This window comes from Candidatus Omnitrophota bacterium (genome assembly GCA_034717435.1).
GTDB lineage: Bacteria > Omnitrophota > JAUWXU01 > JAUWXU01 > JAUWXU01 > JAYELI01.
This window is the reverse complement of the sequence record JAYELI010000043.1, coordinates 40,703-54,560: the sequence shown is the minus strand read 5'-3', so window position 1 is coordinate 54,560 and position 13,858 is coordinate 40,703. Positions and strand designations below refer to the sequence as shown.

13 protein-coding genes are annotated in these 13,858 nt (G+C 40.1%); 11 read left to right on the top strand and 2 right to left on the bottom strand.

Features of this window, described 5'->3' with window-relative positions; translation table 11 throughout:
* From U9Q08_03720 to phoU, 8 genes are all read left to right on the top strand, one after another.
* On the top strand, positions 1-1,025 hold a 1,025-nt coding region (locus U9Q08_03720), incomplete at its 5' end, for an ATP-binding protein (GenBank protein ID MEA3328819.1).
* A gap of 117 nt (positions 1,026-1,142) precedes the next feature.
* Positions 1,143-1,265 carry a hypothetical protein gene (locus tag U9Q08_03715; protein ID MEA3328818.1) on the top strand — a complete coding sequence of 41 codons (123 nt, stop codon included), beginning with the start codon at positions 1,143-1,145 and terminating at the stop codon, positions 1,263-1,265.
* 351 nt (positions 1,266-1,616) lie between these two features.
* A complete protein-coding gene (locus tag U9Q08_03710) occupies positions 1,617-2,828 on the top strand; it encodes a hypothetical protein (protein MEA3328817.1) in 1,212 nt (403 codons plus the stop codon).
* 87 nt (positions 2,829-2,915) lie between these two features.
* A complete protein-coding gene (locus U9Q08_03705) occupies positions 2,916-3,749 on the top strand; it encodes a phosphate ABC transporter substrate-binding protein (GenBank protein MEA3328816.1) in 834 nt (277 codons plus the stop codon).
* 3 nt (positions 3,750-3,752) lie between these two features.
* The gene (gene pstC / locus U9Q08_03700) at positions 3,753-4,631 is read left to right on the top strand and encodes a phosphate ABC transporter permease subunit PstC (GenBank protein ID MEA3328815.1); all 879 of its coding nucleotides are present in this window, start codon (positions 3,753-3,755) and stop codon (positions 4,629-4,631) included.
* The gene (gene pstA / locus U9Q08_03695; GenBank protein MEA3328814.1) at positions 4,622-5,482 is read left to right on the top strand and encodes a phosphate ABC transporter permease PstA; all 861 of its coding nucleotides are present in this window, start codon (positions 4,622-4,624) and stop codon (positions 5,480-5,482) included. The genes pstC and pstA overlap by 10 nt, the downstream gene beginning before the upstream one ends.
* 65 nt (positions 5,483-5,547) lie before the next feature.
* Positions 5,548-6,312 (top strand): phosphate ABC transporter ATP-binding protein PstB, encoded by a 765-nt coding sequence (pstB, locus tag U9Q08_03690; protein ID MEA3328813.1) that lies wholly within the window; start codon positions 5,548-5,550, stop codon positions 6,310-6,312.
* A gap of 17 nt (positions 6,313-6,329) precedes the next feature.
* Positions 6,330-7,016: a phosphate signaling complex protein PhoU gene (gene phoU / locus U9Q08_03685; GenBank protein ID MEA3328812.1), complete on the top strand. Its 687-nt coding sequence runs from the start codon at positions 6,330-6,332 to the stop codon at positions 7,014-7,016.
* Here the strand turns inward: phoU and lpxB are convergent.
* Positions 7,011-8,168, bottom strand: a complete 1,158-nt coding sequence (lpxB, locus tag U9Q08_03680) for a lipid-A-disaccharide synthase (GenBank protein MEA3328811.1) — start codon at positions 8,166-8,168, stop codon at positions 7,011-7,013. The two genes, phoU and lpxB, sit on opposite strands and share 6 nt — an antisense overlap.
* Positions 8,141-9,073: a Gfo/Idh/MocA family oxidoreductase gene (locus U9Q08_03675; GenBank protein ID MEA3328810.1), complete on the bottom strand. Its 933-nt coding sequence runs from the start codon at positions 9,071-9,073 to the stop codon at positions 8,141-8,143. The genes lpxB and U9Q08_03675 overlap by 28 nt, the downstream gene beginning before the upstream one ends.
* Positions 9,074-9,302: 229 nt before the next feature.
* Between U9Q08_03675 and U9Q08_03670 the strand changes: the two genes are divergently transcribed.
* From U9Q08_03670 to mnmG, 3 genes are all read left to right on the top strand, one after another.
* Positions 9,303-11,111 (top strand): ABC transporter ATP-binding protein, encoded by a 1,809-nt coding sequence (locus tag U9Q08_03670; protein ID MEA3328809.1) that lies wholly within the window; start codon positions 9,303-9,305, stop codon positions 11,109-11,111.
* Positions 11,112-11,213: 102 nt separating this feature from the next.
* On the top strand, positions 11,214-11,918 hold the full coding sequence (locus U9Q08_03665; protein MEA3328808.1) for a GAF and ANTAR domain-containing protein: 705 nt from the start codon (positions 11,214-11,216) through the stop codon (positions 11,916-11,918).
* Positions 11,919-11,961: 43 nt separating this feature from the next.
* Positions 11,962-13,845 carry a tRNA uridine-5-carboxymethylaminomethyl(34) synthesis enzyme MnmG gene (gene mnmG / locus U9Q08_03660; GenBank protein MEA3328807.1) on the top strand — a complete coding sequence of 628 codons (1,884 nt, stop codon included), beginning with the start codon at positions 11,962-11,964 and terminating at the stop codon, positions 13,843-13,845.
* Positions 13,846-13,858: the final 13 nt, after the last annotated feature.

The window sequence follows — 13,858 nt, the reverse complement described above, 5'->3', positions numbered from 1 at the left end:
GCAGATCGAGATTAAAAGCCGTACTTTTAAGTATGTTTGAAGGTGTTATGGTTGTTGATTTAAAAGGGGCAATTTTATTAATGAATCAAACCCTAAAAGATTTTTTACATATTAAGGAAGAATCAGATGGTAAAGAGCCTCTTGAGATAATACGGAATATTGAAATTCAGGAGCTTGTCGATACAGTTTTAAAACTGCAGGAAGGTGTTGAGTCTCGTGAAATAGCTGTTTTTGTTCCCGAGGAAAAAATCTTATTAGTGCATGCAACCCCTGTTATTCGAGAAGGAAGACCTGAGGGCGCAGTTTTAGTATTTCATGATATAACGAGTTTGAGGCGGCTGGAAAAGATCCGGCAGGACTTTGTCGCCAATGTCTCTCATGAATTAAGAACCCCTATATCGAGTATCAAAGGTTATGCTGAAACCTTATTAGAAGGTGCATTAGATGATAAAGAAAACGCCAGAGATTTCTTGAAGATAATTTATTCCGATTCTGACCGATTGGCAAAATTGATAGATGACCTTTTAGATTTATCAAAGATAGAATCAGGTAAGCTGAAGCTGATTTTAAAGTCAGCTGCTTTAGAGCCTGTTGTTAAGCGCATTGTTTCTGGATTGAAAGCCCAGGCAAAGGCTAAATCACTTGTGATTAACATAAATATTTCTAAAGACATATCGAATATTTTAGTCGATGAAGGTAGAATTGCGCAGGTTCTATTAAATCTCATAGATAATGCAATTAAATACACTAACGAGCAGGGAGAAATTACTATTTTGGTTAAAGATCAAGGTGAATTTATACAAGTGGATATTGCCGATACCGGTATTGGTATTCCCGAAAAAGACATTTCTCGACTTTTTGAAAGATTTTATCGCATAGACAAAGCTCGTTCCCGGGAGTTAGGCGGAACAGGACTCGGCCTTTCTATTGTTAAACATATCGTCTCTGCCCATCATGGCGAAGTTTCTGTCCAAAGCGTATTAGGCCAAGGCTCCACTTTTAGCTTTACCATTCCTAAGGCTTAAATAGCCTCATTTCTTTAAAACTCCTCTATTTCACAATTCACAAAGAATTCACTTGCCTGTAATTTTTTCTTCACAGGGATAATATATACTTTTGCCTGAAGAGAGGAAAAAGGAGAGATGAAAATTATTTTGTTGTTGATAGTTTTAGTCTGTTTTAGCTTGATGGGGTTTCTGTATTATCGCTTTTGCAAAAAGACATCAGAAGGGTTTTTAAATATATTGAAGAAAGGAAAAAAATAAAGGAATAAGATCCTTGACATCTCTGATGTCAAGGATCAATTCGACCAAGCAATTTAGGTTCACTTTGTTCCCTAAATTGCGGTCTCACTGAAAGGAGGTGAAAAAATAATATGCAGGGTGTAAAAACTATGTCAAGTTTAAATAAGGATTTTCTAGCCAGTTACCTGCGTTCTCAACTTACAGCTTTACAGAGCGTATTGGACAATATTGAGAATTCAGACAGGTTTGAAGATGGTTATGTGGAAGAATCCTTAAGGCGGATAGAAAAAGAGTTACACCGACTCAGGAAATCATGTGTCAGTAATTAAGAAATTAAAATAAGAAATAAGAAATAAGAAAGGAGATCAAGACATGATGCGTGGCAAGATTAAGTTAATAAGTTTATTGTTGCTGATGGTAATTTTTATATTACCGGCCGGGGCGCAGGCTGATGAGATACTTTTGGATTTACTGCGCGAGAAAGGGGTTATTACCTATGAAGAGGCAGAGGAAGCAAGAATAGACTCAGCAGAAGAAAAGGCAGACTTTCTTATCTCGCTTAAAGGCGCGGATCTTCGCCTGGGCGGCGAATTAGAGGTGGAGTTTAGAGATACTGAAAAAGATGACGGGATATCTGACCCTAATCCAAGGTTTCAGTTTGATAAGTTTGTGTTAAAGCCGGAGGTAACCTTTAGAGATTCAAAGATATCTTTAAAAGGAGAACTGGAATTCACAGCCGATAGCGCCTACTTTTCTAACGGAGGGGTTTATTTTAAGGGTTTGCCCTTATTGGATTCGCAATTTTTTGCCGGTTTAGATACCAGGTTTATCAACATCTCTCGTAAAACCGAAGTTTATCCTCTTATAGGAACTGCTATGTGGCGGTATCAAGAACTTCAAGTAAACTGGGAAGCAAAAAAAGCTCTCTTTTATTGGGGTGTTTGTCTGAGTGAGGGTTTAAGGCTTGGCACAAAACAGGTATCGGAAGATTCCAGTTATAAAATGTTACGGGATAATCGCAATGTAGCAGCGAAAACAGGCCATTTTGAAGCGGGTTTTAAATTAGGAATTAAGCCTGATATCGGAGATTTGGGCACTATCGATGTTTTGGGATTTGGTTTCTTTGGTGAGCTGGACACTGCTGATGTTGGTGTGCTTAAAAGTAAATTACCCGGCTATATATCTGATTCCGAGATAATGCGTCGATATGGCGGGAGGGCGGTTTATAAATATAAATTCGACAAATTAAAAGAGCTGACCCTGGTAGCGGAAGGTGCTCAATTTGAAGACGGGGATTTAGAAAGAACAGGTTGGTATGTCCAGGGCTCACATAAATGGAAGTTTAAAAGGACTTACTTTCCTTCTTTTGAGCCTCTAATAAGATATGGAGAGTTAAATCCTGATTGGCCAAAATCTTTTTCAAAGCCTTGCTCCTGGGATAGAGAAATGCTCACCCTTGCTCTGATTACAGAGCTTGCTAAAAATGTCAAACTAAAGACCGAGTATTATTTTAATAATGAAAAGACCGGTGGCAGAGATGTGAACAACAATGAGTTTTTAGCGCAGTTGGAGTTTAAATTCTGATCAAATTTCACCATAATTTTACAAAGTTGTCACAGAATTGTAACAATTGAATGATAAACTTTTTAAAGTTAAAAAAGGAGAATTCAGATGAAAAGGATTTTTTCGCAAGGATTACCAAGGTTATTACTAGGGTTGCTTGTTTTTGGGTTGACGGCCCAGGGTATCTATGCAGATAGTAACCGGCTTGTTATTCAGGGCTCAACCACGGTTTTACCTATTGCTCAGAAGGCCGCAGAGGTCTTTATGGGAAAGTATCGAGGATCAGATATTTCAATTCGGGGCGGCGGTTCAGGAACAGGTATCGCTGCTTTAATTGACGGGATATGTGATATTGCCGATTCTTCCCGTCCAATGAAAAAGAAAGAAATCTTGAAAGCCAAGGGAAAAGGAATAAATCCCAAACCCCATGTAGTTGCTATGGACGGGATTGCAGTAATTGTTCATCCTTCAAATCCTGTTAATGAACTTTCCCTTTCCCAGATTAAAGATATCTATACGGGTAGAATATCCAACTGGAGCGGGCTTGGAGGTAAAAATCAAAAAATAGTTATAATCTCACGGGATGTTGCCTCAGGGACATATGAGTGTTTCAGTAAGCTGGCCTTAAACAAAGAACGGGTGCGCCCTGATGCTTTACTTCAAGCCTCTAATATGGCAGTGGCCTCGACTGTTAAACGAACGGAGGGTGCTGTTGGTTATGTGGGGTTGGGATATTTAAGTTTAGAAGTTAAAGCCTTGGCTATTGATGGTGTTGTACCTTCAGTTGAAACTGTTCGCAATGGTAAATATCCGGTTTCCCGGCCATTATTTATGTACACAAATGGAAAACCGAAAGGGTTAATAAAAGATTTTATAGATTTTGTTTTGAGCAAAGAGGGGCAAGAGATAGCTAAAGATCAGGGTTTTGTTGCCTTGGATTAGAATATGAAAAGAGCGCAAAAAGAAAATTTAATCAGAAGATTTTTTTGCCTATTTTCCTTAGTTTCTATTTTTTTTCTTTTGGGAATTGTCATAGTTTTGTTCAAGGAAGGACTACCTATTTTTAGAGTAACATCTTTGGGAAAATTCCTCTTAGGCAAATTCTGGTATCCTACCTATGAGCCGCCTGATTTTGGGATTTTACCTTTGCTTTTGGGATCTCTTTGGGTTACCGCGGGAGCATTAATTATTGCTGTTCCCTTAGGAGTAGCTTCAGCTATTTATATTTCAGAAGTGGCTCATCTCAAAATAAAAGGGCTTATAAAGCCGGCAATAGAGCTTCTTGCAGGTGTTCCTTCCGTGGTTTATGGCTTCTTTGGAATGGTGGTTGTGGCGCCTTTAGTACAGAAATTTTTTGGTTTACCTGTAGGCCTGAATGCCTTTACTGCCTCCATCCTTTTAGGTATTATGGCTATTCCAACTATAACCAGTATTTCAGAGGATGCAATCTCTTCAGTCCCTAAGAGTTTCAAAGAGGCATCTTTTGCCTTAGGGGCAAACAGGTGGGAGACTACTGTTAAAGTAACTGTTCCCGCCGCGGCGGGTGGAATAAGCACCGCCGTTATCTTAGGTATGGGCAGGGCTATTGGCGAGACCATGACTGTGTTGATGGTTGCCGGGGGAGCAGCAGTTATACCTTGTTCTTTTTTTCAACCTGTGCGGACGATGACCGCTACTATCGCTGCTGAGATGGGAGAAACAGTAGTAGGGAGCAGTCACTATCACGCCCTGTTTGCTGTTGCCATAGTGCTTTTTCTGATAACCTTAACCTTTAATATTGTTGCCGATATTTTAACCCAGAAATTCAGGAAAAAATGGGCTTGAAGCTAAGAAAGATTAAAGAATTTATAGGTTTTGGAGCTTTAAGATTAGCTACAGTAATTATTCTTTCAGCGCTTTTTATTATTCTCTACTTTGTCGCTGCCAGAGGAATAGGAGTGATTAGCTGGCAGTTCTTGACTCAAATGCCTTGTGAAGGAATGACTGCCGGGGGAATCCTGCCGGCAATCTTGGGCACTTTTTATCTGATTATTTGCGCAATTTGCTTTGCTTTGCCTTTAGGCGTGGCCTCAGCAATATATTTAACCGAATACGCAAGGCAGGGAAGATTGATAAGAATGATTCGTATTGGGATAAATAATCTTGCCGGGGTCCCTTCAGTTGTATTTGGGCTTTTTGGATTAGCCGTGTTTGTTAAGTTCTTTGGTTTTGGCATATCGATTTTATCAGGTGGCCTTACGCTGGGAATGTTGATTTTACCCACAATCATTCGTGCTAGCGAAGAAGCATTGTTGGTTGTTCCACAATCTTTTCGCGAAGCTTCTTTGGCTTTAGGCGCAACTAAATGGCAAACTATCCGCAGGGTAGTGCTTCCTAACGCCATCTCAGGAATGTTAACCGGCTCAATATTAGGAGTGGGCAGAGCTGCCGGCGAGACCGCGCCGATACTTTTCACTGCTGCCACCTTTTATACTATGAGACTTCCTCGTTCAATTTTTAGTGAGGTACAGGCGCTTCCATATCACATCTACGCCCTAATGACTGAAGGCACACGTCCGGAGGCTCAGCTTCCTATTGCTTACGGTACAGCGTTAGTTTTGCTTTTTTTGGTCTTAAGTGTAGATTCAGTTGCTATCATTATACGTAATGGATTTAGAAGGAGAAAAAAGTGGTAATAGTCAAAAGCCAAACGTCAGAAATCAAAAATCAGAAGTCAGAAATCAGAAGTCAAAATGATGGAATAGGTAAGGATGTTAGAGTTTCCATTCGTAATTTAGACATTTGGTACGGGAATACACAGGCAGTAAAGAATGTAAGCCTTGATATTAAGAAAAATAAGGTTACTGCTGTCATTGGGCCGTCGGGTTGTGGTAAATCTACACTTATAAGGGCCATTAATCGAATGAATGACATTATCTCTGGGGCAAAGGTTGAAGGAGAAATCTTCTTAGATGGAAAAAATATTTATGGCGAAAACATAGATGTGGTTGCAGTGAGAAAAAAGATTGGGATGGTTTTTCAGAAATCCAATCCTTTTCCTAAGTCCATCCTTGAAAATGTTGCTTATGGGCTTAAAATCAATGGACTTATTAAAAGAAAAGACGAACTTACACAAAGGGTTGAGCAATCTTTGAAAGATGCTGCGCTTTGGGATGAGGTTAAAGATAGGTTGGGTGATTCAGCATTAGATTTATCAGGCGGCCAGCAGCAGCGTCTATGTATTGCCCGCGCCTTAGCAATTGAGCCGGAGGTAGTCCTTTTTGATGAACCCTGTTCTGCATTAGACCCAACCGCTACCGCAAAAATTGAAGAACTGATTCAAGAACTAAGGAAAAAGTATACCATTATCATTGTTACTCACAATATGCAGCAGGCGGCGCGGATTTCTGACTTCACAGCTTTTCTAATGCTCGGAGAACTGATAGAATATGATCTAACGAACAAAATTTTTACCGCTCCTTCTAAGAAAATTACCGAAGATTATATTACCGGAAGGTTTGGGTAAGACTGAAAGGAATAAAAATGGAGAGGCATTTTGATGAAGAATTAAAAAAATTAAACACGGATCTGTTAAAAATGGCCGCTTTAGCCGAAGAGGCAATTTATAAATCAATAGAAGCACTGAAGAACCGGGATGAAAAGCTGGCCCAGGCTGTTGTTGGCGATGACCGCAAGATTGACGAATTGGAACTTGTGGTTGAGGAAAAGGCTGTTGACTTATTAGCCCTGCACCAACCTATGGCAGTAGACCTTAGATTTATCACCACAGGAATGAAAATAAATGCGGAGTTGGAAAGGATTGCTGATCTGGCAGTAAACATATCCCAGAGAGTTTTGGAACTGGCGCATGAACCTTTACTTAAGCCGTTAATAGATATCCCTAAATTGACCGTAGTAGCCCGAAAAATGGTAAAAGATGCAATAGATGCTTTTGTAGATCGAAACCAAAATCTAGCCAGGCAGGTTATTCTTTCTGATCCAGAGGCTGATGGATTACGAAATCTGGTTTATGATGAGTTAATAAATGATTATATGGTCAAAGACGGCACAACTGCTCCCCGGGCGGTTCCCCTTCTTTTAATCGCCCGCCATTTGGAAAGAATCTGCGACCATGCTACAAATATTGCCGAAGATGTAATCTATATGGTCCAGGCTAAAGTAGTGAAGCACCATCCTGAAAAGATAAAAAATAACCACAGAGAATTATAGATAGGATTTATTCAGGGAGGATAGTATTATTTCGGCTGCGCGGCGGCTTGCGCCGGGGCCCCCGAGTTTTTCTCTTATTTTTATAAGCTCACCTTTTAACTGCTCTAAGGTTTTTCTGTCTTTTAAGAACTCAGCGGCTTTACGGGAGATATTTTTAGGACGGGCCTGATATTGAATGAACTCGGGCATTATTTTTTTTCCGGCCACGATATTTACCAGGCCGATATAGGGGATCCTGATCAATCTTCTTATCAAAAAATAGGTCAGGGGCGAGACTTTATAAATAATAATCATCGGGGTTAAGGAGATGGCCGCTTCAAGCGTAGCTGTTCCTGATGCTACCAGGACCAAGTCAGCTGCGTTCATCAAATTGTAGGTCTTTTCCGTTATTGTCCCAACAGATAACCGGGAACTTTTAAGCAAATAATTAAACAAATCTTCGGGTATCTGGGGAGGTTTAGAAATAATAAACTGGATATCTGGTATATCTTTTTTTAACATCCTGGCTGCTTCAAGCATAATCGTTAAATGCCGCTTGATTTCGTTTTCTCTCGAGCCGGCCAGTATTCCCACTATTGGCTTAGTCTTATCCAGGTTGAATATCCTGCAGGCTTGATCTTTTTCCAGGGGCGGCTTAATGGTATCTAAAAGCGGATGGCCGACAAATGCGGCGTTTATTCCATGTTGTTTATAGAATTCTTTTTCGAATTCGAATACCACCAGCATCTTATCGACTAATTCGGATATGGTTTTTACTCTGTTTTTACCCCAAGCCCATACCTGAGGGCTGATATAATAAAAAACAGGAATACGTCTCTTTTTTATTTGGCGGGCAATCTTGAGGTTGAAACCCGGATAATCTATCAGGATAACAGCATCCGGTTTGAGGTTATCTATTTTTTCTAAGGCAAGATTATAGATAGACTTGAATTTTTTCAGGTTTGTCAGAATTTCTATAAAGCCGATTACTGCTAAACCAACTATATCATAATAAAGTTTTACCCCGGCATCGGCCATTAGTTGACCGCCGATACCTAAGATTTCTGTCTTAGGGTCCAAGGCTTTTATAGACTTGGCTAGACAGGCTCCATGGAGGTCTCCGGAGGCTTCTCCGGCAATGATGATTATTTTTTTTGGTTTCTGAGCTGACATCTTAATTTTCTAACTATTTGCAGGGCTATTTTTAAGGCATCTCTTGCTTCCCGGTCGATATAGGGGCAGGATTTTCTATTTAATAGGTAGTTTATAAATTCTTTTATTTCCAGCCGAAGAGGCTCCTCCTTTTTTATATCAATACTGCTGCTTACCATCTTATTTTTAACCTTCCTGTGAATTTCGGCAGATTGATTCAAATAATCTAAGGAGATATAAGTATCCTCCTGGAATATCCTGATTTTTCTCATTGATTTTCCAATTAAGCGGGAGGCGGTAAGATTGGCAATGCAGGAGTTTTTAAAAGTAATCCGGGCGTTGGCTATATCTTCATGATGATGAGATAGCACATTTATACCGACAGTTTCTATTTTTTTTATTTCAGACTTGACCAGGGCTAAGACAATGTCAATATCGTGGATCATAAGATCAAGCACTACGCCAACATCAGTAACCCGGGGAGTAAAAGCTCCCAATCTGTGGACTTCTATGAATTTGGGCTGACGGGATAATTTTTTAAGCGCATGGACTACAGAATTAAATCTTTCCACGTGACCTACCAGGAGGCTTAATCTTTTTTGTTCGGATAGTTTAATCAATCGGTCGGCCTGACTAAGCGTTAGCGTCATTGGTTTTTCAATCAGGACATTTACTCCTGAGTTTAGGAAATCTCTGGCTATTTGGTAGTGAAGAGAGGTGGGGGTGGATATAGTTACTCCTTTGACCTTTCCCAGCAGGTCTTGGTAATGAATAAAAGGGGTAACATGAAGCTGTCGGGCTATACTCTCTGCCCGTTGTTTGTTTATGTCACATACACCTAACAGGTTTACATTATTTAGGTTAGAATATATTTGGGCATGCTTACTGCCCAGTTTCCCAACCCCAATGACCGCTACATTTAGCATATGTAAATACCTTAAAAAACACGAATTACTAAACACGAATTATGTAATGAGTTTAACAAAATCCTCGACAGAAGTCAATGAGTATGGTAAAATACGCAAATTAGCACACATAGATCTTAGACACCAGATTTTTACTTGTAGTAGGTTAATTTTTTGGGGTCTAAAAGTAATTTGTGTCCTTCCGTGTCTTTTCATCTGTGGATAAAAGGAAATCAAAAACGAGGTAATAATGCAGGAATATAGCAGGTTACTTAAGTTTATAAAGCCCTATAGGTGGATATTTGTGGTTGCGGTTGCCTGTATGGTTATTTCTACGGTTTTTTCCGGCCTTCAGTTAGGAATGATCATTCCGTTGGTAGATAATATATTCACCGGCAAAGGAATTCCCACGGGAAGTACCCGCTTGCCGGTTTTTATCAAAGACATTATTATAAAGATAAATTCTTTGGGCTCCCTTGAGTTATTGAAAATAATAGCACTGGTAATACCCTTAGTTATCTTGATTAAATGCTTAAGCGACTTTGGGAAAACCTATTTTATGAGTGATATCAGCCAAAGAGTAATCAGAGATATAAAAAATAAACTATATCGGAAATTCCAAAGCCTTTCTTTAGATTTTTATTCCCGCCAGCGCACCGGAGAGTTAACCTCCCGGATTACCAATGATGTAACCGCAATTCAGAATTCCATTAGCGAGAATCTGGCCGATCTGGTCTATCAATCCCTGCAGGTGGTCTTGTTTTTATTGATAGTCTTTTTTATCCACTGGCGGTTAGCTTCTATCTGCTTGGTTCTTCTTCCGTTGGTAATGTTTCCGGTAATAAAGATTATCAGGAAGTTGCGTAAAATAAGTAAAAATACCCAGGAAAAAATGGCTGATATCTCTTCTATGCTGGTTGAGACTATTTCCGGGATCAGGATTGTAAAGGCATTTTCTATGGAGAGTTACGAGATAAATAAATTCAATAAACTTAGCGACGGTCTCTATAAATTGATGATGAAATCGATCAGGCGAATGGCGGCTATTGCTCCAATAACAGAATTTATTGGCGCGGCAATGGCTATGTTTGTATTTTATTATGGGGCACGGCAGGTGATGGGAGGGGTATTTAGCTTCGGGGTTTTCAGCTTTTTTTTAGCGGCGCTTCTTTCATTGATGAAACCGATTAAGAAATTAAGCAGGGTTCAGGCTGTAATCCAGCAGACATTGGCTGCTGCTGCCAGGATATTTGAAATCCTGGATTTAAAGCCGACGATTACCGAGAAAACAGAGGCTGTAACCTTAAATCCGCTTCAAAGATGTATCTCTTTTAATGATATTCACTTTAGTTATGACAATAATAAAGTTGTATTGAGTAATATAAATTTAGATGTCAGCAAGGGCGAGATAGTCGCCATTGTGGGCCCAAGCGGGACAGGTAAGACAAGCCTGGTTAACCTTCTTCCTCGGTTTTATGACCCGAATAAAGGCAGGGTGGCGATAGATGACTGTGACATAAGGGATGTTACTCTTTCTTCGGTTAGAGAACAAATAGGGCTGGTGAGCCAGGAGACAATTCTGTTTAATGACACCGTCAGAGCGAATATTGCCTATGGAAGGATCGGCACTTCAGATGATAAGATTATCGAGGCATCCAGGATGGCTAATGCGCATTGCTTTATTCTGGAGTTAGAAAACGGTTATGACGCTATAATTGGCGAGCGAGGCACTAAACTATCCGGAGGTGAAAAACAAAGGTTGGCTATAGCGCGGGCGATACTAAAAAATCCTCCTATTTTAATCCTGGATGAGGCTACTTCCCAGTTAGATACAGAATCTGAAAAGCTGGTTCAAGAGGCCATTGATCGGTTGATGAAAGGCCGGACAGTTTTTGTTATTGCCCACCGGCTATCCACTGTCAAAAATGCTACCAGAATAATTGTTTTAGACAAAGGTGAGATTGTAGAGCAGGGCAGGCACGCTGAACTTATTTCTAAAGGTGGTCTATATAAGAAGCTGTACGAGATGCAGTTTGAGAGCACAGACGCAAATAAGTAAAGTAGACAGTAATACGGGTTGTGAGCTATGAGCTTTGGGCTGTGCGTTAAAAAGCCCACAGCTCACAACCCACAGCCCAAAGCTCATAGCTCGGAGGAGAATATGAAAAAGAAAGCAATATCATCCTCCAGACAAATAGAAGCGCTTTTGAGCATAAGCAAGGCCATTACTTCCGATCTTTATCTGGAAGATATTCTGCGTTTGATAGTAACGGTCGCAGCTCAGGTTTTGAAGTCAAAGATATGTTCTTTAATGTTAATTGACGAGAAAACAAATAATCTGGTAATCAGGACTACGCAAAGTGTTAGTGAAACATACAACAAAAAACCGCCCTTAAAAGTAGGAGAAGGAATTGCCGGAAAAGCTGCTAAAGAGAATAAATCCCAGGTGGTCTTTAATGTAAATAAGGAAAAGGAGTATAGGTATAAAAATATAGCTAAAAAAGAAGGATTATATTCACTTTTATGCGTTCCATTAGCTGTCAAGGGTAAAGTAATTGGGGTAATTAATAACTATACTTCATCCCCGCATAAATTTACCAAAACAGAGATAGATGTTCTAATCACAGTTGCTAATCAGGCAGCTATTGTAATTGAGAATGCCAGCTTACTGGTTCAATCCAAAGTTGTTAAAGAAGAGCTGGAAATGCGAAAACTAATCGAGCGGGCCAAGGGATTGTTAATGAAGGAAGAGAACCTTTCCGAACAAGAGGCATTTAGAAAAATTCAGAAAACCAGTATGAATTTACGCAAGTCTATGAGGGATATTGCCGAGGCAATTATTTTGAGTTCGGAAGTGAAAAAATAACACAGATGAGCACAGAAAGAGTAAATAGCAATACGGGCTGTGGATGAAGGAAATTATGCAAGTATATGATGTGATAGTTGTTGGGGCTGGTCATGCCGGTTGTGAAGCGGCTTTAGCTTCCTCTCGTATGGGATGCAAAACACTTCTTTTAACTATGAACCTGAAGACAATAGCCCTTATGTCCTGTAACCCGGCTATCGGGGGCATAGCCAAGGGACAACTGGTAAAAGAAATAGATGCCCTGGGGGGAGAAATGGCTAAGGCCATAGATGATACAGGAATTCAGTTCAGGGTGTTGAATATGAGTAGAGGTCCGGCTGTTCGTTCATCTCGTGCTCAGGCCAACAGAAAGGCCTTTGGCTTAAGGATGAGGTCCGCCTTAGAAAACGAGAAAAATTTGCACCTTAAGCAGGCTGTAGTAAATGGAATTTTAATAAAGAGCAGGAATGTGCACGGGGTGGTTACAAATAGAAAACAAAGATTTTTATCTGAGACAGTAATCATAGCTACCGGAACTTTTTTGAAAGGAATAATCCATATCGGCAAGAAAAAATTTTCAGCCGGAAGGATGGGAGAACCACCTTCCAAGTTGCTTTCAAAAAGCTTGATCAGGGCGGGGCTGAAATTGGGGAGGCTTAAGACATGCACTCCTCCCCGGATAGAAGGCAAGACTATAGATTATTCTCAGCTGGAAGTTCAGGCAGGAGACAATCCCCCCAGACCGTTTTCTTTTTCTACAAAGGAGATTAAAAGAAAACAAGTCCCTTGTTATATAACCTATACCAACGCCGAGACTCATAATTTTATAAAAAAATATCTTTCTCTTTCGCCAATGGTTAATCCGCATATCAAAGGAGCGCCTCCCCGGTATTGCCCTTCTATTGAAGATAAAATTGACCTTTTTCCCGATAAAGACAGGCACCAGATATTTTTAGAGCCTGAGGGGGAAAACACTACCGAAGTTTATTGTAACGGGTTGTTTACAGGCTTGCCTGAAGATGTACAGCTTAAAGTCCTGAGGTCTTTAGGAGGTCTTAAGAATGCAAAAATAACCAAGCCGGGATATGCTATTGAATATGATTATATAGACCCCAGACAGCTTAAATCTACCTTAGAGACAAAGGTAGTTAAGGGGCTTTATCACGCCGGCCAGATTAACGGTACATCCGGTTATGAAGAGGCGGCTGCTCAGGGGCTTATCGCCGGGATAAACGCGGCCCTTAAGGTTAAAAATAAAGAGCCCTTGACACTTGACCGCTCCCAGGCTTATATCGGGGTGTTAATTGATGACCTGGTGATTAAAGGAACCGATGAGCCATACAGGATGTTTACCTCGCGGGTAGAATATAGATTGTTACTCAGGGAGGATAATGCGGATTTAAGGCTTTCAGAGATAGGATTTAATCTGGGCCTTGTAGATAAAAATAGATATAAACAGGCCTGTTCTAAAAAGGAAACCATTAGAAGGGAATTGGAAAGGATAGATGATATTAAAATAAAACCTCTTTTCCCGGTAAACAAAAAAATAAAACAACTAGGAAGCAGCCCAATCCGCGAAGCTAAACGCTTTAGCGAACTTTTAAAAAGGCCGCAGATTTTATATAAAGATTTAATATCCTTTATAGAAGATTCTGACTCTAGCGGAAAAAATAACGGGATAGACAGTGCTGTGATATTTCAGGTGGAATTTGAGGTTAAGCATAAAGGCTATATCCAGAGGCAGAAGAAAGAAATAGAAAGCTTTAGAAAAATAGAGAGAATAAAGATACCGGATGCCGTAGATTTTAAGAATATCCCCGGCCTTTCATCCGAGGTAATAGAAAAATTGTCCGCGTTTAGGCCTTTCAACTTAGGTGAAGCATCCAGAATTTCCGGCATTACTCCGGCAGCCATTTCTATTCTAATGGTCTATTTAAAGAAAGCATGATCGGTCCTTCCGT

What these genes read in the sequence shown, in the direction of transcription:
- U9Q08_03715 (MEA3328818.1), top strand. Translation starts at nt 1,143, where the DNA reads ATGAAAATTATTTTGTTGTTGATAGTTTTAGTCTGTTTTAGCTTGATG.
- U9Q08_03710 (MEA3328817.1), top strand. Translation starts at nt 1,617, where the DNA reads ATGATGCGTGGCAAGATTAAGTTAATAAGTTTATTGTTGCTGATGGTA.
- U9Q08_03705 (MEA3328816.1), top strand. Translation starts at nt 2,916, where the DNA reads ATGAAAAGGATTTTTTCGCAAGGATTACCAAGGTTATTACTAGGGTTG.
- pstC (MEA3328815.1), top strand. Translation starts at nt 3,753, where the DNA reads ATGAAAAGAGCGCAAAAAGAAAATTTAATCAGAAGATTTTTTTGCCTA.
- pstA (MEA3328814.1), top strand. Translation starts at nt 4,622, where the DNA reads ATGGGCTTGAAGCTAAGAAAGATTAAAGAATTTATAGGTTTTGGAGCT.
- phoU (MEA3328812.1), top strand. Translation starts at nt 6,330, where the DNA reads ATGGAGAGGCATTTTGATGAAGAATTAAAAAAATTAAACACGGATCTG.
- lpxB (MEA3328811.1), bottom strand. Translation starts at nt 8,168, where the DNA reads ATGTCAGCTCAGAAACCAAAAAAAATAATCATCATTGCCGGAGAAGCC.
- U9Q08_03675 (MEA3328810.1), bottom strand. Translation starts at nt 9,073, where the DNA reads ATGCTAAATGTAGCGGTCATTGGGGTTGGGAAACTGGGCAGTAAGCAT.
- U9Q08_03670 (MEA3328809.1), top strand. Translation starts at nt 9,303, where the DNA reads ATGCAGGAATATAGCAGGTTACTTAAGTTTATAAAGCCCTATAGGTGG.
- U9Q08_03665 (MEA3328808.1), top strand. Translation starts at nt 11,214, where the DNA reads ATGAAAAAGAAAGCAATATCATCCTCCAGACAAATAGAAGCGCTTTTG.
- mnmG (MEA3328807.1), top strand. Translation starts at nt 11,962, where the DNA reads ATGAAGGAAATTATGCAAGTATATGATGTGATAGTTGTTGGGGCTGGT.